This window comes from Streptomyces lydicamycinicus, assembly GCF_000829715.2.
GTDB classification, from domain to species: domain Bacteria; phylum Actinomycetota; class Actinomycetes; order Streptomycetales; family Streptomycetaceae; genus Streptomyces; species Streptomyces lydicamycinicus.
In genome coordinates, this window is sequence record NZ_BBNO01000003.1 from 140,325 (window position 1) to 165,338 (window position 25,014).

Here is a 25,014-nt window from a genome sequence, read left to right on the forward strand (position 1 = left end):
ACCTGGAGGGCCGCAGCAGATGGCGAATGAGGAGAAGCTCCGCGAGTACCTCAAGCGGATGACGGCCGATCTCTACGAGACGCGTCAACGCCTTCAGGACGCCCAGGAGAAGAGCCATGAACCGCTCGCCATCGTGGGCATGAGCTGCCGGTTCCCGGGCGGGGTGGCCTCGCCCGAGGACCTGTGGCGGCTGCTCGACGCCGGTGGCGAGGGAATCACCGGATTCCCCGTCGACCGGGGCTGGGACACGGAGGGTCTGTACGACCCGACGGGCCGGGCCGAGGGCACGTCGTACGCGAAGGAAGGCGGCTTCCTGCACGAGGCGGCCGACTTTGACCCCGCCTTCTTCGGGATCAGTCCCAAGGACGCGGCCGCGGTGGACCCGCAGCAGCGGCTGCTCCTGGAGACCTCCTGGGAGGCCCTGGAACGGGCCGGGATCGATCCGGCGAGCCTCCGTGGCAGCCGGACCGGGGTGTTCGCCGGGCTCATGTACCACGACTACTTCGGCAGCACGAGTTCCGGTTCCGCGCTCTCCGGCCGGGTCGCCTACAACTTCGGTTTCGAGGGCCCCGCGATCACCGTGGACACCGCGTGCTCGTCGTCGCTGGTGGCGCTGCATCTGGCCGGACACGCCCTCCGTAAGGGCGACTGCTCGCTGGCCCTGGTCGGCGGAGTGACCGTGATGGCCACCCCGTGGACCTTCATCGAGTTCTCCCGGCAGCGCGGGCTGGCCGCGGACGGCCGGTGCAAGTCCTTCGCGGACGCGGCCGACGGCACCGGCTGGGCCGAGGGTGCCGGTGTGCTGCTGGTGGAGAAGCTCTCCGACGCCCGGCGGAACGGACACCCGGTCCTGGCCGTGGTGCGCGGTACCGCGGTGAACTCCGACGGTGCCTCGAACGGGCTGAGCGCCCCGAACGGCCCCGCCCAGCAACGGGTCATCGAACAGGCCCTGGTCAACGCGGGACTGGCTCCCGGCCAGATCGACGCGGTCGAGGCGCATGGCACCGGTACCACCCTCGGTGACCCCATCGAGGCGCAGGCGCTGCTGGCGTCGTACGGGCAGGACCGGGAGCGGCCGCTGTGGCTCGGCTCGGTCAAGTCGAACATCGGGCACACCCAGGCCGCCGCCGGGGTCGCCGGCATCATGAAGATGGTGCTGGCCATGCGGCACGGCGTGCTGCCCAAGACGCTGCATGTGGACCGGCCCTCCACCCATGTGGACTGGACCGCCGGTGCGGTGGAGCTGCTCACCGACGCCCGGGAGTGGCCGCGGACCGGGCAGCCCCGGCGGGCCGCGGTGTCCTCCTTCGGGTTCAGCGGCACCAATGCGCATGTGGTGCTGGAGCAGGCCGAAGCGGTGGCAGCCGTCGGGACCGACGCCGCGGCCGGGGCGGAGTCCGCCGCGGAGCCGTTGCCGACCGCCGGGCCGGTGCCCTGGGTGCTGTCCGCCCGTTCCGAAGAGGCGCTCGCCGCGCAGGCCGGCCGGATCGCGTCGTTCGCCGAGGGCCGGCCGGAGACCACGCCGGCGGACATCGGCTGGTCGCTGGTCAACACCCGCTCCGCGCTGGAACACCGCGCGGTGGTCCTCGGCGCCGACCGGGACGGACTGCTGTCCGCCGCCCGCGGGCTGGCCGCCGGACGGCGCCCGGCCGGAGTGGTCGCCGATGTCGTCGCCGACGGCAAGCTCGGTGTGCTGTTCACCGGGCAGGGCTCCCAGCGGCCCGGGATGGGCCGGGAACTGTATGCGACGTACCCGGTGTTCGCCCGCGCCTTCGACGAGGTCTGTGCCGCGTTCGACGGCCGGCTGCCGAAGCCGCTGCGCGAGGTCGTGCACGGCGCGAGCGAACTCCTCGACCAGACGCAGTACACCCAGGCCGCCCTGTTCGCCCTTGAAGTCGCGCTCTACCGGCTCACCGAATCCTGGGGTCTGGCACCGGACCTCCTGATGGGCCACTCCATCGGTGAGGTCACCGCCGCCCATGTGGCCGGAGTGTGGTCACTGCCGGACGCCGCCACCCTGGTGGCGGCCCGTGGCCGGCTGATGCAGGAACTCTCCTCCGGCGGCGCCATGGTGTCGGTACGAGCCACCGAGGACGAGGTCCGCCCCCTGCTGGCGGGCGAGGACCAGGTCGGTCTCGCGGCCGTCAACGGGCCCGAGTCCGTGGTGCTGTCCGGCGCCGAGGACGCGGTCGGCCGGATCGCCGCGGAACTGTCGTCGCGCGGCCGCAAGGTGAAGCGGCTGCGGGTCAGCCATGCCTTCCACTCACCGCTGATGGAACCCATGCTCGACGCCTTCCGCGCGGTCGCGAAGGGCATCACCTACGCCGAGCCCCGGATGCCCGTGGTGTCCAACGTGACCGGACGGCTCGCCACCGCCCGGGAACTGTGCGACCCCGAGTACTGGGTGCGGCACGTCCGCGAGGCGGTGCGCTTCCACGACGGCCTGCTCGCCGGGCACGCCGACGGTGTGACCACCTTCCTCGAACTCGGGCCCGGCGGGGTGCTCTCCGCCATGGGCCAGGACTGCCTGCCCGGTCACGACACCGTCCGGTTCCTGCCCGCCCTGCGCGAGAACCGCACCGAGCCGGTGGCACTGCTGGAGGCGGTGGGCGGGGCGTATGCCCGTGGCGCCACCGTGGACTGGAACCCGCTGCTCACCGGAGCCCGGCGGGTCGATCTGCCCACCTATCCCTTCCAGCGGCGGCGGTACTGGCTGGACGAAGCGGAGGTCATGGGCGAGCCGGACCGTCCGGCCGCCGCGGACGACGCCCGGTTCTGGGACCTGGTCGCCCGCGAGGACCTCCCCGAACTGCTGCACACCCTGGAGCTGGACGAGGACCAGCCGCTCGGCGCGATCCTGCCGGCGCTGTCCGCCTGGCGCCGGCGTCAGGAGCACGAGTCCACGGTGGACAAGTGGGCCTACCGGATCTCCTGGAAGCCGGTGCCGACCGGGGCCGCCGCGCTCCACGGCACCTGGCTCCTCGCCGGACCGGACGAGGACGACCCCGTCGCGGAGGCACTCACCGCGCACGGCGCCCACGTGGTACGTCTTGCCCTCGGCGGCGGCCGCGAGGAACTCGCCACCGCCCTGGCGGCACTCGACGGCGAGATCGCCGGAGTACTGGCCCGGCCCACGGTCACCGACGCCCTGGCCCTGGTACAGGCACTGGGCGACGCGGGTATCGGCGCGCCCCTGTGGTGTGTCACCAGCGGGGCGGTGTCGACCGGCGCGGCGGACCCGCTGCGGGAGCCGGACCTCGCCCAGGTATGGGGGCTCGGCCGGACCGTCGCCCTGGAACAGTCCGACCGCTGGGGCGGACTCATCGACCTGCCCGCCGAACTGGACCGGACCGCCGCGGCCCGGCTCTGCGCCGTCCTCGGCGGCGCCGGAGACGAGGACCAGCTCGCGATCAGGCCGGCCGGGGTGTTCGCCCGCCGGCTGGTCCGCGCCCGCCTCGACCGGGACGCCGCACCCTGGAAGCCCCGCGGCACCGTGCTGATCACCGGCGGTACCGGCGCGCTGGGCGCCGCGTCCGCCCGCTGGCTCGCCGCCAACGGGGCCGAGCACCTGGTGCTCACCAGCCGCCGCGGCCCGGACGCCCCCGGCAGCACCGAACTCGCCGCGGAACTCACCGAGTTGGGTGCCCGGGTCACCCTCGCCGCCTGCGACGTGGCCGACCGGGAAAGCCTCGCCCGGCTGCTCGACGGCCTGCCCGAACCCCCCTCGGCGGTGCTGCACATCGCCGGCACCGGCGGTCCGGTCGTGCCGGTCACCGAGCTCGGCGCAGCGGACCTCGACGGGGTCCTCGCCTCCAAGGTCGCCGGTGCGGCCCATCTGGACGCCCTCCTCGGGGACCGGCAGCTGGACGCCTTTGTGCTGTTCTCCTCCGTCGCCGGGATCTGGGGCAGCGGCGGCCAGGCCGGTTACGGCGCGGCCAACGCCTACCTCGACGCCCTCGCCGAACAGCGCCGGGCCCGCGGACTCACCGCCACCTCGGTGGCCTGGGCCCCCTGGGGAGGGGGAGGCCTCGCGGAGGACGCCGCCGTACAGGACCAGCTCCGTCAGCGCGGACTGCCCGCGATGGCGCCGGAACTGGCCATCAGCGCGCTGGCCGCGGCGCTCGGCCAGGACGAGACCTGTCTGACCGTCGCCGATGTCGACTGGGACCGGTTCATCCCCGGCTTCACCTTCGCCCGGCCGAGCCCGCTGTTCGCCGGGGTGCCCGAGGCACGCGGCCTGCTGAGCGGGGGTGACGGCCCGGCGGTCGCCGATTCGGCGCTGCGCCGGGAGCTCGCCGGGCTGACCGACGCCGACCGGGACAAGGCACTGCTGGACTTCGTCCGCACCCAGATAGCGGACGTCCTCGGCTACGACAGCCCCGAACTCGTCGATCCGGCACGGGCGTTCAAGGATCTGGGCTTCGACTCGCTGAGCGCGGTGGAGTTCCGCAACCGGCTCACCACGGCGTCGGGGCTGACCCTGCCGGCCACGATGATCTTCGACTATCCGACCCCGGCGGTCCTCGTCCGCCATCTGCGGGACGAGATCACGGACTCCGCCGGCACCCCGTCGGTCACCCCGGCCACCGTCGCGGCGTCCGACGAGCCCATCGCCATCGTCGGCATGGGCTGCCGGCTGCCCGGCGGGGTACGCACCCCGGAGCAGCTGTGGCAGCTCCTGGCCGAGGGGCGGGACGGGATCACCCCGTTCCCCGCCGACCGGGGCTGGGACACCGAGGGGATGTACGACAGCGACCCCGACCAGGCCGGCGCCAGCTATGTGCGGCACGGCGGGTTCATCGACGGCCTGGCCGAATTCGACGCCGACTTCTTCGAGATCAGCCCGCGTGAGGCGATCTCGATGGACCCGCAGCAGCGGCTGCTGCTCGAAGTGGCCTGGGAGGCCATCGAGGCCGCCGGGATCGACCCGGCGACCGTGCACGGCACCGACACCGGCGTGTTCGTCGGCGCCAACGGCAACGACTACATGAGCGTCCTGGCCGGCGCCGGACAGGGGCCCGACGGGTTCCTGGGCACCGGCACCAGCTACAGCGTGATGTCCGGCCGGGTCGCCTACGCCCTCGGTCTCGAAGGCCCCACGATGACCATCGACAGCGCCTGCTCCTCCTCGCTGGTGGCGCTGCATCTCGCGGCCGCCGCCCTGCGGTCGGGGGAGTGCTCGCTGGCCTTGGCCGGCGGGGTGACGCTGATGACCACCCCCGGGTCCTTCATCGAGTTCAGCCGGCTGCGCGGACTCGCCCCCGATGGCCGGTGCAAGGCCTTCGCCGAGGGTGCCGACGGCACCAACTGGGGTGAGGGCGTCGGTGTCCTGCTCGTCGAGCGGCTCTCCGACGCGGTGCGCAACGGCCATCCGGTGCTCGCCGTGGTCCGGGGCTCCGCGATCAACCAGGACGGTGCCTCGAACGGCCTGACCGCGCCCAACGGGCCCTCCCAGGCCCGGGTGATCCGGCAGGCCCTCACCGCCGCCGGTCTCCAGGCGTCCGAGGTGGACGCGGTGGAGGCGCACGGCACCGGCACCCGCCTCGGCGACCCCATCGAGGCTCAGGCCCTGCTCAGCACGTACGGGGCGGAGCGTGACGTCGACCGGCCGCTGTGGCTCGGTTCGGTGAAGTCGAACATCGGGCACACCCAGGCCGCCGCCGGGGTCGCCGGCGTGATCAAGATGGTGCTCGCCATGCGGCACGGGCTGCTGCCGCAGACCCTGCACGTGGACGCGCCCTCGACCCATGTGGACTGGTCCAGCGGCGCGGTGGAACTGGTCACCGCGCCCCGGGCCTGGCCCGAACTGGACCGGCCCCGGCGGGCCGGGGTGTCCTCCTTCGGCTTCAGCGGCACCAACGCCCATCTGATCCTGGAGCAGGCACCGGACCTTCCGGCGCCTCCCGTGGACGACGCGGTGGCGGACGGCCCGTTGCCGTGGGTGCTCTCCGGCAAGACCCCGCAGGCGCTGGCCGCCCAGGCCGCACGGCTCGCGGAGCACCTCACGACCGTCCCGGACCCCGCGCCCGGCGACCTCGCCTGGTCGCTGCTCACCTCCCGGTCGGCTTTCGAGCACCGGGCCGCGGTGATCGGCACGGACCTCGACGACCTCCGGCGCGGACTGGCGTCGCTCGCCTCCGGTGCCGCCGGGGCCGAGGTGGTGACCGGCACGGCCACCACCGGTGCGCTCGCGGTGATGTTCACCGGCCAGGGCGCTCAGCGGGTCGGCATGGGCGCCGGACTCCACCGCCGTTACCCGGTCTTCGCGCAGGCCTTCGACGAGGCCGCCGCCGAACTGGACCGGTGGCTGCCCCGCCCGCTCCGGGAGATCGTCTGGGCCGAACCCGGCTCCCCGGACGCCGCGTTACTGGACCACACTCAGTACACCCAGGCCGCCCTGTTCGCGGTCGAGGTCGCCCTGTACCGGCTGCTGGAGTCCTGGGGCGTCCGCCCCGACCGGCTGGTCGGCCACTCCATCGGTGAAGTGGTCGCGGCCCATGTGGCCGGGGTGTGGTCGCTGCCGGACGCCTGTGCCCTGGTCGCCGCGCGCGGCCGGCTGATGCAGGAACTGCCCGCCGAGGGTGCCATGGTGTCGGTCCGCACCACCGAGGACGAGGTCACCGCACTGCTCGCCGGGCGCGAGCACGAGGTCGGTATCGCGGCCGTGAACGGCCCCGCCTCCGTGGTCATCTCGGGAGCGGAGAAGGCCGTACTGGAGGTCGCGGCAACCCTCGCCGCCGCGGGGGTCACCACCAAGCGCCTGGCCGTCAGCCATGCCTTCCACTCCCCGCTGATGGAACCGATGCTGGACGCCTTCCGGGAGACCGTGGCCGGGCTGACCTTCCGGGCACCGCGGATGGAGATCGTGTCCAACGTGACCGGCCGGCCGCTCACCGCGGAGGAGGCCTGCTCGCCGGACTACTGGGTCGGCCATGTCCGCGGTGCGGTGCGGTTCTGCGACGGGGTGCGCGCCCTGGAGGCCGCCGGGGTGCGGACCTTCCTCGAAGTCGGCCCGGACGGCGTGCTGTCCGGCATGGGCCAGGAGTGTGTGACCGGCGAGGACACCGTGCTGGTGCCGACACTGCGCCGGGACCGCGCCGAGGACGGGGCCGCGGTGACCGCGCTGGCCCGGCTGCGGCTGCGGGGCGTCCCGGTCGACTGGACGGCCTTCTTTTCCGGACGCGGTGCGCGGCGGGTGGACCTGCCCACCTACGCCTTCCAGGGCGAGCGGTACTGGCCGCGGCCGTCCGGCACGGCCGGTGATGTCACCGCCGCCGGACTGGGCGCCGCCGGCCATCCGCTGCTCGGCGCCGCCGTCGCGGTGGCCGGATCCGACGAGGTCCTGTTCACCGGGCGGATCGGCACCCACAGCCACCCCTGGCTCGCCGACCACGCCATCGGCGACCTGGTCCTGCTGCCCGGCACCGCGTTCGTCGAGATGGCGATCCGCGCCGGTGACGAGGTCGGCTGCGGTCTGCTGGAGGAACTGACGCTGGCGGCGCCCCTGGCGCTGCCCGCACGGGGCGCGGTCCGGCTCCAGGTCGTGGTCGGTGCCGCGGACGAGGACGGCCGGCGCGCGCTGAGCGTGCACTCCCAGCCGGAGTCGGACGCCGCCGGGCAGGAGGACTGGACCCAGCACGCCACCGGTGTCCTGGCTCTCGCCGGCGCCACCGGCGCGTTCGCCGAAACGGCCTGGCCCCCGGCCGGCGCCGAGCCCGTCGACACCGCGGACTACTACCCGCGGCTGGCCGAGGCCGGCATGAACTACGGCCCGGTCTTCCAGGGCCTGCGGGCGGCCTGGCGGCGTGGCCAGGAGGTCTTCGCCGAGGTCGCACTGCCCGAGGCGGCGGCCGAGGACGCCGGTTCCTTCGGGCTGCATCCCGCCCTGCTGGACGCCGCGCTGCACGCGGCCGGGCTGGGCTCCTTCTTCACCGACGAAGGGGGCGCCCGGCTCCCGTTCGCCTGGAGCGGTCTGACGCTGCACGCGGCCGGCGCCGCCACCTTGCGGGTGCGGATCGCACCGGCCGGTACGGACGCCGTCTCGGTGGCCGCAGCGGACGAGACGAACGCGCCGGTCGCCACCGTGGAGTCCCTGGTCCTGCGCAGGCAGGACCCGGCCGCCACGGTCGCGGCGCCGTCCCTGCCCGACTCGCTGTACCGGATCGACTGGCCGACGGTCGCCGCCGAGCCCGCCGGCACCACGACCTGGGCGACCCTCGGAACGCTCGACGAGGCACCGGAGAAGGCCGTTCGGTACGCCGACCTGGCCGCGCTGACCGCCGCGCTCGACAGTGGCACCCCGGCGCCTGAGGTGGTACTCGTCCCCTGCGTCGGCGACACCGGTGTCGACGAACTCTCCGATGCGGTACGGGAGTTGAGCGGCCAAATGCTGAAGCTGGCCCGGGAGTGGCTGGCCGACGACCGCCTGGAGAACACGACACTGGCCGTGGTCACCCGCGGCGCGGTCGCGGTGCACGCCGACGAGGGCATCGCGGATCTCGCCGCCGCCCCGGTCTGGGGCCTGCTCCGGTCCGCGCAGTCGGAGAACCCGGAGCGGATCGTCCTGCTCGACTCGGACGGTTCGGGCGGCCCGGACGCGCTCGCCGCGGCGCTCGGCTCCGGAGAACCCCAACTGGCCGTGCGTGCTGGCGAGTTGCGGACACCGCGACTGGCGTCGCTGGCCTCCGGCGGCACGCTGGTGCCACCGGCCCGGGGCCCGGCCTGGAAGCTGGATGTCACCAGCTCCGGTACGTTCGACAACCTCGCGCTGGTGCCCTCGGACGCGGACCGTGCCCTGGTCCCCGGCGAGGTCCGGATCGGGGTGCGCGCGGCCGGGCTGAACTTCCGCGACGTCATGATCGCCCTCGGGATGTACCCGGAGAAGGCGGCCATGGGCATCGAGGCGGCCGGCGTCGTCCTCGAAGTCGGCCCCGAGGTCACCGCCTTCGCCCCCGGTGACCGCGTGATCGGCATGTTCGCCGGCGCGTTCGGCCCGGTGGCCATCACCGACAGCCGGATGCTGGCGCGGATCCCCGACGACTGGTCCTACGTCCGGGCCGCCTCGGTGCCCATCGTCTTCTCCACCGCCTACTACGGCCTGGTGGAACTCGGCGGACTCCAGGCCGGGGAGTCGGTGCTGGTGCACAACGCGGCCGGCGGTGTCGGCATGGCCGCCGTACAGCTGGCACAGCACCTCGGCGCGGAGGTCTTCGGCACGGCCAGCACCGGAAAGTGGGACACCCTGCGCGCGAGCGGTCTCGACGAGGAGCACATCGCCTCCTCCCGTGACCTCGACTTCGAGGAGAAGTTCCGCCGCACCACCGGCGGCCGCGGAATGGATGTCGTCCTGGACGCGCTGGCCCGCGAGTTCGTGGACGCCTCGCTGCGGCTGCTGCCCCGCGGCGGCCGGTTCCTGGAAATGGGCAAGACCGATGTGCGCACCCCCGAGGAGGTCGCGGCCGCCTACCCCGGTGTGGAGTACCAGGCCTTCGACCTGATGATGGGCGCCGGTCCGCAGCGGGTCGGCGAGGTCCTGCGGGAGGTGGTGCGCCTGCTCGACACCGGTGCGCTGCGGCCGATCCCGGTCACCACCTGGGATGTGCGACGGGCTCCGGACGCCTTCCGGTACCTCGCCAAGGCCCGGCACACCGGCAAGATCGTGCTGACCATGCCGGAGACCCTCGACGAAGGGGGCACGGTCCTCGTCACCGGCGGCACCGGCACCCTCGGCGGACTGGCCGCCCGGCGCCTGGTGCGCGAACACGGCGTCCGGCACCTCCTGTTGACCAGCCGCACCGGCCGGTCGGCGGACGGCGCACCGGAGCTGGAGAGCGAACTGCGCGCACTCGGCGCCGAGGTGGAGATCGCGGCCTGCGACGCGGCCGACCGTACGGCGCTGCGCGAACTGCTCGCCGGCATCCCCGCCGACCGTCCGCTGACCGCGGTGGTGCACACCGCCGGAGTCCTGGACGACGGTGTGATCGGCTCGCTGACCCCGGAACGGCTCGACACGGTGCTGCGGCCCAAGGTGGACGCCGCGGTGAATCTGCACGAGCTCACCGCCGGCCAGGACCTCGCCGCCTTCGTCCTGTACTCCGCCGCCGCCGGCACCTTCGGCGGCGCCGGGCAGGGCAACTACGCGGCGGCGAATGTGTTCCTGGACGCGCTGGCCGCCTACCGGCGCGCCAACGGCCTGCCCGCCACCGCGCTGGCCTGGGGCCTGTGGACGGAGACCAGCGGCATCACCCGGCACCTCGGTGAGGCCGATGTCCGGCGGATGAGCCGGGCCGGAATGCCCCCGCTGTCCACGGAAGAGGGCATGACGCTCTTCGACGCGGCACTGCGGGCCGACGAACCGGCGATGCTGCCGGCCCGGCTGGACGTCTCGGTGTTCCGCGGCGCCCCCGCCGAGGCCGTACCCCCACTGCTGCGCGGGCTGGTGCGGACGCCCGCCCGGCGGACGGTGGCGGCGGCCACCCGCTCGGCGGACGACTTCGCCCAGCGGCTGACCGGCCTGACCGCCGAGGAGATCGACGGCGTCCTGCTGGACTTCGTCCGGGAACAGGCCGCGGCCGTCCTCGGCCACGGCTCGCCGGCCGCGGTGGAACCGGGCCGGGCGTTCAACGAGATGGGCTTCGACTCGCTGACCGCGGTCGAGTTCCGCAACCGGCTGAACGGGGCCGCCGGGCTCCGGCTGCCCGCCACGCTGGTGTTCGACTACCCCAACGCGGAGGTGCTGGCGGCGCATCTCAAGGAGACGCTGGCCCCCGAGGCCGCCGATCCGGCCGCCGTGGTGCTCGGCGAACTCGAACGGCTGGAGAGCGCCCTCGCCGCGCTCTCCCCGGACGAGGGCGCCGGAGCCTCCATCACCAGCCGGTTGCAGGCCCTCACCAAAGCCTGGGAGGACCGGCGGTCCACGGCCGGCCCGACCGATGTCAAGGACAGGCTCCAAGCGGCGAGCACCGACGAGGTCTTCGCGTTCATCAACGACGAACTCGGACTCTCCTGATGCACAAGCCGGAGACCGACAAGGAAGGCGCGCCTGATGGCGGATGAAGAGAAGCTGGTCGACTATCTCAAGCGGGTCGCGGCTGATCTGCACGACACCCGGCAGCGCCTGCGCGAGGCCGAGGAGAAGGGCCGGCAGCCGCTCGCGATCATCGGCATGAACTGCCGCTACCCGGGGGCGGCCAACCCGGAGCAGCTCTGGGATCTGGTCGCCGCCGGTGGGGACCCGATCTCCGACTTCCCCGCCGACCGCGGCTGGGACACCGACGAGCTGTACGACGCCGACCCGGAGAAATCCGGCAAGAGCTATGTGAAACAAGGCGGCTTCGTCTACGACGCGATCGACTTCGACGCCGCGTTCTTCGGCATCAGCCCGCGCGAGGCGCTCGCCATGGACCCCCAGCAGCGGGTGGTCCTGGAAGCCGCCTGGGCGGCCTTCGAAGACGCGCGGATCGACCCGTCCAGTGTGCGGGGCAGCGATACCGGGGTCTTCTTCGGTGCCAGCGGCGCCGAGTACGTCCCGGTGATCCAGCAGCTCCCGGACGCGTCCGAGGGCTACACGATGACCGGCGTGGCCAGCAGCGTGCTGTCCGGCCGGGTCTCGTACTCCTTCGGCTTCGAGGGCCCCGCGGTGACCGTGGACACCGCCTGTTCGTCCTCGCTGGTCGCCCTGCACATGGCGGCCCAGGCACTACGGCAGGGGGAGTGCTCCCTGGCGCTGGCCGGCGGGGTCACGGTGATGGGCACCCCCGGGGTGTTCACCAGCTTCTCCCGGCAGCGCGGACTGTCCCCGGACGGCCGCTGCAAGGCCTTCGCGGCCGGCGCCGACGGCACCGGCTGGGCGGAGGGCGTCGGGGTGGTGCTCGTCGAGCGGCTCTCCGACGCGCTCCGCAACGGGCATCCGGTGCTCGCGGTGCTGCGCGGTTCCGCGGTGAACCAGGACGGCGCCTCGAACGGCCTGACCGCGCCCAACGGGCCGTCCCAGATACGGGTCATCCGCCGGGCCCTGGAGAACGCGGGCATCACCGCGGCCCAGGTCGACGCGGTCGAGGCGCACGGCACCGGCACCACCCTCGGTGACCCCATCGAGGCGCAGGCGCTGCTCGCCACGTACGGCAAGGCACGGACCGGGGAACGGCCGCTGTGGCTCGGCTCGGTCAAGTCCAACATCGGGCACGCCCAGCAGGCCGCCGGTATCGCCGGTGTGATCAAGATGGTCATGGCGCTGCGCCACCGGGTGCTGCCGAAGACCCTGCACGTGGACGCGCCCACCCCGCATGTGGACTGGGAGTCCGGCGCGGTGGAACTGCTCACCGAGGCCAAGCCGTGGGAGAGCGCCGACCATCCGCGGCGCGCCGGGGTGTCCTCGTTCGGCATCAGCGGCACCAATGTGCACCTCATCCTGGAGGAAGCCCCCGCCGCCGAGGCCGTCCCCCCGGCCGCCGAGGAGGCCCCGGCCCGGACCCCGGGCCTGGCCGCGACCGGCACCGTGCCCTGGATCCTGTCCGGTGCGACCGCCGGGGCGCTGCGGGCACAGGCTGCCCGGCTCCGGGCCTTCGTGGCGGACCGGCCGGAGCTGGACCCGGCCACCGTCGGATACTCCCTGGCCACCACCCGGGCCGCTCTGGAACACCGGGCGGTCGTGGTCGGCGCGGACCACACGGAGCTGCTCGGCGGGCTGACCGCCCTGGAACACGGTGAACCCGCCGGGAACCTGGTGGAAGGTATCGCCGGCAGCCGGGGCAAGGTCGCCTTCCTCTTCCCCGGCCAGGGATCGCAGTGGGCCGGCATGGCCGTGGAACTGCTCGACACCGCCCCGGTGTTCGCCGCCCGGATACGGGAGTGCGAGACCGCGCTGTCGGCGTTCACCGACTGGTCGCTGACCGACGTACTGCGGGGCGCCAAGGGCGCACCGGGCTTCGACCGGGTGGATGTGGTGCAGCCCGCGCTGTGGGCGGTGATGGTCTCACTGGCCGCGCTGTGGCAGTCCTGCGGTGTCACCCCCTCCGCCGTGGTCGGGCACAGCCAGGGCGAGATCGCCGCCGCCTGTGTGGCCGGGGCGCTGTCCCTGGAGGACGCGGCCCGGGTGGTCGCCCTGCGCAGCAAGACCCTGATCGAACTGGCCGGCCACGGCGGCATGGTGTCCGTTCCGCTGCCGCTGGACCAGGTCGAGGAGCGGCTGCGGGCCTGGGGCGAGCGGCTGTCCGTCGCCGCGGTCAACGGGCCGGCCTCGGTGGTCGTCTCCGGTGAACCGCAGGCCCTGCAGGAGCTGTTGGACGGCTGCGAGGCCGACGGGGTGCGCGCCCGCCGGATCGAGGTGGACTACGCCTCGCACTCGGCCCAGGTGGAGCAGATCCGGGAACGGCTGCTGGAGGTGCTCGCACCGGTCCGCCCGCGGGCCGCCGACATCCCGGTGTACTCCACGCTCACCGGGGACTGGCTGGACACCACGACCATGGACGCGGACTACTGGTACCGCAGTCTGCGGCAGACCGTGCTGTTCGAGCCTGCCGTCCGCGGTCTGCTCGACGCCGGCTACGGCACCCTGATCGAGGTCAGCGCACACCCCGTGCTCGCGCTCGGCGTGCAGGACACCATCGAGGCGGCCGGCGGATCCGCGCTGGTCACCGGTTCGCTGCGGCGCGACGAGGGTGGCGTGGCCCGGTTCCTCACCTCGCTCGGCCAGGTGCATGCCCACGGGCAGAGCCCGGACTGGGCCGCCGTGTTCGCCGGGGCCGCGCACGGGACGGTCGCCTTGCCGACGTACGCCTTCGAGCGGCAGCGGTACTGGCCGAAGGGCACGCTGACCGCGGCCGGTGACGCCGCCGGCTTCGGGCTGAGCGCCGCCCGCCACCCGCTGCTCGGCGCCGTGGTGACCCTGGCCGATGACGAAGGTGTGCTGTTCACCGGGCGGCTGTCGCTGTCCACCCACGCCTGGCTGGCCGACCATGTGGTCGCCGGGCGGCCGGTCCTGCCCGGCACCGCGTTCGTGGAACTGGCCGTACGCGCCGGAGACGAGGTCGGCTGCGAGGTCCTGGAGGAACTCACCCTCGCGGCCCCGCTGGTACTGCCCGACCGGGGCGGCATCCGGCTCCAGCTCGCCGTCGGCGGGCCCGACGCCGCCGGCCGCCGTGAGCTGAGTGTGCGCTCCCGGCCGGAGGACGCACCCGACGAGGAGCCCTGGACCACCCACGCCACCGGCACCCTCGCCACCGGTGCGGGCGCCGTCGGCCCGCGCGCGGAGTCCTGGCCGCCCGAGGGGGCCGAACCCGTCGAGTGCGACGGCCTCTACGAACGGTTCGAGGGCACCGGACTGTCCTACGGCCCGGTGTTCCAGGGCCTGCGCGCGGTGTGGCGGCGCGGCGGCGAACTGTTCGCCGAGGTCGCGCTGCCCGAGGCGGCCGAGGACGAGGGCGCCGCGTTCGGACTGCATCCCGCGCTGCTGGACGCGGCCCTGCACCCGCTCGCCCTCGGCGGGTTCGTCGAGGACGGGAGCGGGGACCGGCCGTGGCTGCCGTTCGCCTGGTCCGGGGTGCGCCTGCACGCCGCGGGCGCCGGCACCGTGCGGGTGCGGCTGTCCCCGACGGGCCCGAACGCGCTCTCGGTGACCGTCGCGGACGCCACCGGAGCCCCGGTCGCCTCGGTGGCCTCCCTGATGCTGCGTCAGCTGACCTCCGAGACTCTCGACGGAACCGGCCCCACCTTCCACGACGCGCTCTTCCGGGTCGACTGGACCCCGGCGCCGGTCCCGGCGGAGGTCCCCGCCGGCACGGTCGCCCTGCTCGGCGCGGCCGGGCCGGACCACCGCGCGGCACTCGAAGCGGCCGGCTCCCGGGTCGACGAGTACCCGGAACTGGCCGCGCTGCTCCGTGCCATGGACGCCGGTGCGCCGGTGCCCGACGCCGTGCTCGTCTCCTGCGTTCCGCCGGAGGCGCCCGAGGTCACCGCGGCGGTCAGGGAGGCGACCGGCCGTCTGCTCCAACTCGCCCAGGACTGGCTGGCCGAGGAGCGGTTCGCCGACACCCGGCTGGTGATCGCCACCCAGGGCGCGGTGGCGACCGAGCCCGGGGCGGACCTGACGGATCTGGTGCACGCCCCGGTCTGGGGCCTGCTGCGCACCGCCCAGTCCGAACACCCAGGCCGGTTCGTCCTCCTGGACACCGACGGGCTGGAGACCTCTGCCCGCGTCCTGCCCGCCGCACTGGCCCTCGGCGCGGACCAGCTCGCCCTGCGATCCGGTGAGATCCGGCTGCCGCGACTGGCAAGGATGGCCGTATCCGCCGCCCCCGCACCCGAGTTCACCCCCGGCGGCACCGTCCTGATCACCGGCGGCACCGGAACCCTGGGCGCGCTGTTCGCCCGTCATCTGGTGACCGAGCACGGCGTCCGGCACCTCCTGCTGACCAGCCGCAGTGGCCACACCGCCAAGGGTGCGGCCGCGCTGACGGCCGAACTGCGGGAACTCGGCGCCGAGGTGGAGATCGCCGCCTGTGACGCGGCCGACCGTACGGCGCTGCGCGAACTGCTCGCCGCCATCCCCGCCGACCGCCCGCTGACCGGCGTGATCAGCGCCGCCGGCACCCTGGACGACGGGGTGCTGGAGTCGCTGAACCAGGAGCGCCTGGACGCCGTGATGCGGCCCAAGGTGGACGCCGCCTGGCATCTGCACGAGCTGACCCGGGACCTCGACCTGGCGGCCTTCGTGGTGTTCTCCTCCGCCGCCGGTGTCCTCGGCGGCTCCGGGCAGGCGAACTACGCCGCCGCCAACGCCTTCGTCGACGCCCTCGCCGCACACCGGCGGGCCGCCGGGCTTCCCGCGCTCTCCCTGGCCTGGGGCCGCTGGACGGAGACGAGCGGACTGACCGAGGCACTGGACGAGGCCGCGCTCGCCCGGATGTCCCGCTCCGGCATGACCGGACTGTCCACGGAGCAGGGCGTCGCGCTGTTCGACGCGGCGCGCGCCGCGGGGGACGCGCTGCTGGTCCCCGCGCGGCTCGACCTGGCCGCACTGCGGCAGCAGGCCGGTTCCGGGATGGTGCCCGAGCTGCTGCGCGGCCTGGTCCGGACGCCCGGCCGACGGCAGGTGGACGGCGGCGCCGCCGCCACCTCCGAACTGCGCGAGCGTCTGACCGGGATGTCCGCGGCGGAACGGGACCGCACCCTGCTCGATCTGGTCCGCGCCCAGGTCGCGGCCGTGCTCGGCTACGCCGGTCCCCAAGCCGTGGAATCCACCCGGCCGTTCAAGGAGATCGGCTTTGACTCGCTGACCGCGGTCGAGCTCCGCAACCGGCTCGGCGCGGCGGTCGGCCTCCGGCTGCCCGCGACCCTGGTGTTCGACTATCCGACCCCGCTGGAGCTCGCCGGGTTCGTCCGGGACGAACTGCTGGGCGCGGCCGCCGGCACCGCGACCGGTGCACCGGCCGCCGTCCGCGCCGATGAGCCGATCGCGATCATCGGGATGAGCTGTCGCTACCCCGGTGGCGTCGATTCACCGGAGAAGCTGTGGCAGCTGCTGACCAGCGGCACGGACGCGGTGTCCGCCTTCCCCGCGGACCGGGGCTGGGACATGGAGCGCCTCTTCGACCCGGACCCGGACCACCCGGGCACCAGTTACTGCACCGAGGGAGGATTCCTCTACGACGCGGCGCGGTTCGACGCCGGCTTCTTCGGGATCAGCCCGAAGGAGGCCCTGGCGATGGACCCGCAGCAGCGGCTGCTGCTGGAGACCTCCTGGGAGACCTTCGAACGCGCCGGGATCGACCCGGCGACGCTGAAGGGCAGTGGCACCGGGGTGTTCGCCGGGGTGATGTACAACGACTACGGCATGCTGACCGCCGCGTCCGAACAGCTCGACGGCTATGTGGGCGTCGGCGTCGCGGGTGGCGCCGTCTCCGGCCGGATCTCCTACACCTTCGGCCTGGAGGGCCCCGCGGTCACCGTGGACACGGCCTGTTCGTCCTCGCTGGTCGCCCTGCATCTCGCGGTACAGGCCCTGCGGCAGGGGGAGTGCTCCCTCGCCCTGGCCGGCGGGGTGTCGGTGATGGCGACTCCGGGCACCTTCATCGACTTCTCCCGGCAGCGCGGGCTCGCCCCGGACGGCCGGTGCAAGTCCTTCGCGGACGCGGCCGACGGCGCCGGCTGGGCCGAGGGCGCGGGCGTCCTGCTCGTCGAGCGGCTGTCCGACGCGGTGCGCAACGGGCACCCGGTCCTCGCCGTGGTGCGGGGGTCGGCGGTCAACCAGGACGGCGCCTCCAACGGGATGACCGCGCCGAACGGCCCGTCCCAGCAGCGGCTGATCCGCCAGGCCCTGGCCAACGCCCGGCTGAACGCCGACCAGATCGACGCGGTGGAGGCACACGGCACGGGCACCACCCTCGGTGACCCCATCGAGGCACAGGCCCTGCTGGCGACGTACGGACAGGACCGGCCCGAGGACCACCCGATGTGGCTCGGCTCGATCAAGTCCAACATCGGGCACACCCAGGCCGCGGCCGGTGTGGCCGGGGTGATGAAGATGGTCCTCGCCATGCAGCACGGCGTACTGCCCCGGACGCTGCATGTGGACCGGCCCTCCACCCACGTGGACTGGGAGTCCGGCGCGGTGGAGCTGCTCACCGAGGCCCGCGAGTGGCCGGAGACCGGGCAGCCCAGGCGGGCCGCGGTCTCCTCGTTCGGGATCAGCGGCACCAACGCGCATCTGATCCTGGAACAGCCCTCGGCGGCCCGTACCCCGGCCGCCGCCGGCACCGGGCCGGCTCCCGCGGTGCTGCCGTGGGTGCTCTCCGCGCACTCGGCCCAGGCCCTGCGGGCCCAGGCCGGACGGCTGGCCGCCCTCGCCGAGGGCGACCCGGACCCGGTGGACGTGGGCTTCTCCCTGGTGTCGACCCGGTCCGCGCTACGGCACCGCGCCGTGCTGGTCGGGGACCGCGCGGCACTGCTCACCGGCGCCCGGGCGCTGGCCGCGGGGACGCACCCGGCGGGTGCGGTCTCCGGGGTCGCCGGGGAGGGCCGGATCGGGATGCTCTTCACCGGTCAGGGTGCCCAGCGGCTCGGGATGGGCCGGGAACTCCACGCGGCCCACCCGGTGTTCGCCCGGGCCTGGGACGAGGTGTGCGCGGCATTCGACGCACTGCTGCCCCGGCCGTTGCGCGAGGTGGTGTGGGCCGGACCGGGTACCCCCGAGGCGGCCCTGCTGGACCAGACGCAGTACGCCCAGGCCGCGCTGTTCGCCGTCGAGGTCGCACTGTTCCGGCTGGTGGAATCCCTCGGCGTGGTCCCGGACGCCCTGCTGGGACACTCCATCGGTGAGGTCACCGCGGCCCATCTCGCGGGTGTCTGGTCGCTGGCGGACGCGGCGAAGCTGGTCGCTGCCCGCGGCAGACTCATGCAGAGCCTGCCCGCCGGCGGCGTGATGATCGCCGTACGGGCCCCTGAGGACGTGGTCCTTCCGCTGCTCTCCGGCCAGGTGAGCATCGCCGCGGTGAACGGGCCGGAGGCCGTGGTGCTCTCCGGCGCCGAGGCCGCGGTGACCGAACTCGCCGCGACCCTGGCGGACAAGGGGTACCGCACCAAACAGCTCCGGGTCAGCCATGCGTTCCACTCGCCGCTGATGGGCCCCGTGCTGGACGAGTTCCGCACCGTCGCCGAAAGCCTGACCTACGCCGAACCGGGCATCCCCGTGGTCTCCAACCTGACCGGCCGGCTCGCCGAGCCGGACCAGTTGCGCGACCCCGGTTACTGGGTCCGGCACGTCCGGGAAGCCGTGCGCTTCCACGACGGCATGCAGGCGCTGCACACCGAGGGGCTGGACACTTTCCTCGAACTCGGCCCCGGCGGCGTACTCAGCGCCATGGGCCAGGAGAGCCTGCCCGGCGGGGAGTTCCTGCCCGCGCTGCGCAAGGACCGGGCGGAGGACGAAGCGCTGCTCCAGGCCCTGGCCGGTGCCTATGTCCGCGGCGCCACGGTGGACTGGCTCCCGCTGTGCGGCGGTGGCCGCCGGGTCGCCCTCCCCACCTACGCCTTCCAGCGGCAGCGGTACTGGCCCGAGGCCGACGGCCCGTCCGGTGAAGGCCGGCCGGACGCATCGGACCCGGTCGAGTCCCGCTTCTGGGAGCTGGTGGAACGGGAGGACCTCGGCGCACTGCTGCGCACCCTGGACCTCGACGAGAACCAGCCGATCGGCGCGCTGCTGCCGGCCCTGTCCGCCCTCCGCCGCGGCGAGTCCGCGGTGGACGGCACGCGCTACCGGGCCGACTGGCACGCGGTGAGCGAACTGCCCACCGCCGAACTGTCCGGCACCTGGGCGCTGCTCGTCCCGGAGCAGCACCTGGAGGGCGACTGCGCACGGTCGGTCGCCGAGGCGCTGCGGGCGCACGGCGCCGAGGTGCGACAGCTCACCGTGACCGGTGCGGACGCCGGCCGGGAACGGCTGACCGGGCTGCTCGCCGGACTCCCGGCGGGCATCGCCGGGGTGGTCTCCCTGTGGGCGCTGGACGAGCAGCCGCATCCGGAGCACCCCTCGGTACCGTCCGGCGTGGCCGGAACCATGGCACTGAGCCAGGCGCTCGACGAGGCGGCGCCGGGAGCACCGCTGTGGTCCCTGACCCGGGGCGCGGTCTCGCTGACCCGTACGGGCCGTACGGCCGGGACGGCAGCGGCGCTGGTGTGGGGTCTCGGCCGGGCGGTCGCCGCGGCCCGGCCCGGACACCGGGGCGGCCTGATCGATCTCCCGGAGACCTTGGACGCCCGCCAAGGAGCCTGGCTGGCCCAGCTGCTGGCCGATGCCGACGGCGAGGACGAGCTCGCCCTGCGCCCCTCCGGGGTGTTCGCCCGCCGGCTCGGCCACGCGGGCCGCGGCGCCGCCCACCGGCCCTGGCGTCCCACGGGCACCGCGTTGCTCGCCGGTGAACTGGGCGCCGCCGGGGCGCCGGTCGCCCGTTGGCTGGCCCGCAACGGCGCCGCGCATCTGCTGGTGCCGCCGGCGCTCGCCGGGGAGTCCCTCGGCGTCCCGGTGACCGTCATCGACGAGGCACTGACGGACCGCGAGGCGGTGGCCCGGCTGCTGGGCCGCGTCCCCGCGGAGCATCCGCTGAGCACCGTCGTGCACGGCATCGGCAGCGCCGAGGACCAGCCGGTCGGCTCCGCCACCGTCGCGCAGTTCGGCCAGGTGCTGGAGCGGGCCGTGCACGAGTCCGAGATGCTGCACGAACTCGCCCGCGACGCCGCCGCGTTCGTGCTGCTCGCCCCGGCGGCGAGCACCTGGGGCGATCCGTCGCGGGCCGCGGTCACCGCGGCGGGCGCGTACCGCGAGGAGCTGGTGCGCCGGCGCCGGGCCGAGGGGCTCAGCGGAACCGTGCTCTGCTGGGACGGTGCGCTCTCCCCGGAGAGCGTGTTCGTCCGGGCGGTCGAGTGCGGCGAGCAGTCCGTCACCGTCGCCGAGGCGGACTGGGCGGAACTCGCCGTCACCCGGACCGGTTCGCTGCTGCGTGCTCTGCCCGAGGTGCGACGGCCCGCCCAGGAGCCCGCGGCGGAGACCGGCGACGAGGTGGACCCGGAGGCACTGCGGGCCTATCTGAAGGAGCTGGACGCGGCGGGCCGGCAGGAGACCCTGCTGGAAATCGCCCGCGGCGTGGCGGCCCGGGCACTGGGACATGAAAGCGCCGCGGCGGTCGAACCGGACCTCGATTTCCTCGATGCCGGCTTCAATTCGCTGTCCGCGGTCGAATTCCGTAATGCACTGAACCGCATCACCGGACTGTCGCTGCCCGCTGCGCTTGTCTACGATTATCCGACCCCCAACGCGGTCGTCGAGTTCCTGGAATCCGAACTCGCCTGACACCGCCCGGGTGTTGTTCAGGTCCTCGCCGGACGGGCCCGTCCCGTCCGGCGAACCGGCCTTCCCCCTGGGCCGGTTCGGGGTACTAAGGGGTTCCTTAGGGGTGTTCCGGTTGATGGGACGGCCCATACGCTGCGTGCACCGACACGCTCAGCTCGGAGAGTGAATCCACATGGCAGTTCCCGGCTCGTGGAAATCGTTGACTTCGGACGGAAAGGATCTGGTACTCGCGGTCGATTTCGCGGTGACCGGAAGGCCGCAGGCAGGCTTTCCGGAATTCGTCGCGCTCGCCCATCCGCAATTCTCGCTCTGGGAGACACTGCCGCCCGCCCCGGAGGAGGACGCCGGAATGACCGGCGCCGACTACGTCGAACGCTGGGCGGCGGACGTGCTCCGGGAGGGCCGCCCGGTCCGGGCCGTCATGGGCTACTGCGTCGGAGCGGTGTACGCGGCGGCGCTCGCCGAGCGCATCGGGCGCAGCCAGGGCGAGACGCCCGCACTCATCGGCTTCGACCCCGAGCTGCCCCGGCGTGATGTGGTCTGTCACCACTTCCTGACCACCATGGAGGGGATGTCGGGGCTGCTCACGCCGGCGGAGATCGCGCACGCCCAGCAGGCCGCGGGGCAGGCGCTGACCGACGAGGGCGACATCAAGAAGTTCGGTGAGCGGCTGCTGGAGATCTTCCGGGAGGTCGGCGGCGCGGCCTTCGCACGGGTCGGCCTGGACGCCAAGCGCAGCGAGGAATTCGTCGCCACCTTCGGCCTGTTCCTGCACTTCTTCGTACGGGGCAGTGACCTCGACCCGACGGCCGGCTGGAAGTCGCTGACCGCGATGACCTCCGCGACCCCCACCAGTGGCCTCAACCCGCTGTCCGAAGCCGACCGGGCCGACCGGGTGGCCAAGGAGATCCGCTTCCCCGTCGAGCACGCCGATCTGCTGCGCACGCCCGACGTCGCCACCACGGTCACCGGCCTGCTGAGCTGACGGCCCTCACCCCAGCACGTCGAAAGGAACTCGCGCATGCAGCCCATGAGTACGCCCCTCTCCCGGGCCAGTCAGAAAGAGGAGGCGTTGTGGCTGCTCGACAAGCTGGTCCCGGACAGCGGGGTGAACAACATCCCGGCCGCCATCCAGGTGGCGGGCCGGCTGCGGACCACGGCACTGCGCGAGGCCGCCGCCCGGCTCCTGCGCAAGCACGAGGTGCTGCGCACCGTCTTCCATGACGAGGGCGCCGGGCTGCGCAAGGCGATCCTGGCCCCGCAGGACGCCCCGATCGACATCGAGGTGAGCCGGTCGACGGCGGACGGGCTGGCGGACGATCTCACCGCGCTCGCCGCCCGCCCGTTCAAGTTCAACGGCCGGCCCATGCTGCGGATCTGCCAGGTCGAGGCGCCCGAGGGCGATGTGCTCTGCGTCGTGGCCCACCACCTGGTGTTCGATGTGGCGTCCGCGCAGATCGTGATGGGTGAGCTCACCCGGCTCTACGACGCGGTCCTCGCCGGGGAGGACCTCTCCGGCGAGGCGATCGTGCCGGTCGCGGCGGTCGCCGCCGACGAACCCCGGCCGGAGAGCTTCCAGTTCTGGCGCGACCATCTGAGCGGCTTCGACGCCGGCGCGCTGGATCTGTGGATGGACCGGCAGGGGAGTGCGGAGACCACCCTGAAGGGGGCCACCGTCGCGCACGACCTCTCCGACGAGGCCCGGGACGTCGTCCGCCGGCTGCGCAGGGAACTGCGGGCCTCCGAACCCGTCATCCTGCTCGCCGCCTACTATCTGCTGCTCGCCCAGCACGGCGCCGGGCCGGACATCGTGATCGGCTCGCCCGCCGACATCCGCGGGCAGCAGGCCGCCGGTGCCATCGGCTACTACGTGAACATCCTGGCGCTGCGCGTCCGGACCGACCCGGCACAGAGCTTCCGCGCGCTGGTGCGACAGGCCCGGGACGTGTTCCTGGAGGCGGTCTCCCATGTCGATGTGCATGTGGACCTGCTGCTGCCGGAGATCCCGCGGGTCAACTCCGCATGGAGCACCACGCTGTTCCGGCATATGTTCAACTACCTGCCGGGCGGGCTGTCCGCGGAGACGACCATCGGCGGCCTCCCGGCGCGGGCCCTGATGGTCCGCAACGGCTACAGCCGGATGAACCTCGAATTCGACATCCTCTCGGAGCCGGACCGCATCACCGTCGAGGCGCTGTACGGGGTGGAGTCCCACCGCCGCGCCGATGTCGCACTCCTTCTCCAGCGCTATGACGCACTGCTGGTCGCGGCCGGCGCCGAACCGGACCGGCCGGTCGGCGAACTGTCCTCGTGGTCGGAGCAGGACCGTACGGTCATCGCCGCGGCCAACCGCACCGCCACCGACGCGCCGACCCCCTCCGTGCTGCGCACCGTCGCCGAACGGGCGGCCGCCGCCCCGGACGCGGTCGCCGTCGTGCACGGCGACCGGAACGTGACCTACGCCGAGCTGTGGCAGGCGGCCACGGACACCCGGGCGCTGCTGACCGCCTCCGGGGTGAGCGAGGGCGATGTGGTCGCCGTGGCCGCCCGCCGCGGACCCGAACTCGCCGCCGCGGCCCTGGGCGTCTGGCTGGCCGGCGGCGCCTACCTCCCGGTCGACCCCGACCACCCCGCGGACCGGATCGCCTACCAGCTCTCGGATTCCGGCGCCCGTGCCGTACTGGCCGGCGACACGGTCACCCTGCCCGACGGCACCCCCCGCCTGGACATGGCCGGTCTCCGCACCGCGGAGGGCGGGACCACCGGCCTCCCGGCGGCCCCGGACCCCGCCTCCTGCGCGTATCTCATCTACACCTCCGGTTCCACCGGCCGCCCCAAGGGCACCAAGGTCTCGCACGGCAACCTGGCCAACCTCGTCCGGCACTTCCTCGACGAGCTCGCGCCCGGCCCCGGCGATACCACGCTCTGGATGACCACCTTCGCCTTCGACATCTCCGCGCTGGAGCTGTTCCTCCCGCTGACCTCCGGCGGACGGCTGGCCGTCGCCCCCGACGAGGCCCGGGTGAACGGCAGCGTGCTGAGGGACCTGCTGGTCCGGCACGACGTGGGCATCGTGCAGGCCACCCCCACCACCTGGCGGACCGTGCTCGATCAGGTGGGCGACCACCTGGCCGGCCGGCGGGTGCTGTGCGGCGGCGAGGCGCTCCCCGCCGACCTGGCAGCGCGACTGCTGGAGACCGCCGGTGAGGTCCGCAATGTCTACGGCCCCACCGAGACCACCATCTGGTCCACCGCGGGCCGGCTCGACGCCGGTGACGGGGCGGTGCACGCCGGCACCCCGCTGCGGAACACCACCGCCTTCGTACGGGATCCGGCCGGCCGGGAACTCCCGCTCGGTGTGCACGGCGAACTGTGCCTCGCGGGCGCCGGAGTCGCGATCGGCTACCACAACCGCCCGGAACTCACCGCCGAACGGTTCGGCGAGCACCCCGAGTACGGGCGCTTCTACCGCACCGGAGACCTGGCCCGCTGGCGGGACAACGGAACACTGGAGGTGCTCGGCCGGGTGGACCGACAGATCAAACTCCGTGGCAACCGCCTGGAACTCGCCGAGATCGAGGCGGTGTTGCGGGAGCACCCCGAGGTGACCGACGCCGCCGTGGTCACCGTCGGCGATCTCAGTGCGGACGCCGTGCTGGTGGCCTTCGTGGTGGCCCACCCCACCGAGGGCCTCGCCGAGCGGCTGTGGGAACACGCCAGGGCGAAGCTGCCCTCGTCCGCGGTGCCGCACGACTTCGTACTCACCGATGAACTCCCCACCAACGCCAACGAGAAGGTGGACTACCCTCACCTCACCCGGCTGGCCACCGCCCGCCGCGCCGCGGCCGGCCACGGTGCGGCGGCGGAACACCACGAGGACGCCCTGGTCGACGCGCTGCTCTCGCTGTTCCGCGAGCTGCTCGGCCGGGAGGACGTCACCGCCGATGCGAACTTCTTCGTCCTGGGCGGGCATTCACTGCTCGCCGCGCTGCTGGTGCAGCGGATCCAGGAGTCCTTCGGAGCGGAGATCCGACTCGCCGAGTTCTTCGCACTGCCCACCCCCCTGGGGCTCGCCGCGTTCCTGCGGTCCCGCGGGGTGGATCCCGGTACCGACTGATCCCCAGGTACCCGCGCCACCAGGCACAAGATCGGCTGACGAGGAGAGTTGAGAC

The 25,014-nt window shown here is 73.7% G+C and carries 4 protein-coding genes; all 4 read left to right on the forward strand.

Annotated features, from left to right (window positions below; translation table 11 throughout):
* Window positions 1–19: 19 nt before the first annotated feature.
* Window positions 20–11,008, forward strand: a complete 10,989-nt coding sequence (locus TU31_RS09625; protein ID WP_042152179.1) for a type I polyketide synthase — start codon at window positions 20–22, stop codon at window positions 11,006–11,008.
* A gap of 33 nt (window positions 11,009–11,041) precedes the next feature.
* Window positions 11,042–20,842, forward strand: a complete 9,801-nt coding sequence (locus tag TU31_RS09630; RefSeq protein ID WP_442267807.1) for a type I polyketide synthase — start codon at window positions 11,042–11,044, stop codon at window positions 20,840–20,842.
* Window positions 20,843–21,041: 199 nt separating this feature from the next.
* The gene (locus TU31_RS09635; protein WP_042152185.1) at window positions 21,042–21,827 is read left to right on the forward strand and encodes a hypothetical protein; all 786 of its coding nucleotides are present in this window, start codon (window positions 21,042–21,044) and stop codon (window positions 21,825–21,827) included.
* Between the two features lie 36 nt (window positions 21,828–21,863).
* Window positions 21,864–24,959 carry a non-ribosomal peptide synthetase gene (locus TU31_RS09640; protein WP_045867304.1) on the forward strand — a complete coding sequence of 1,032 codons (3,096 nt, stop codon included), beginning with the start codon at window positions 21,864–21,866 and terminating at the stop codon, window positions 24,957–24,959.
* Window positions 24,960–25,014: the final 55 nt, after the last annotated feature.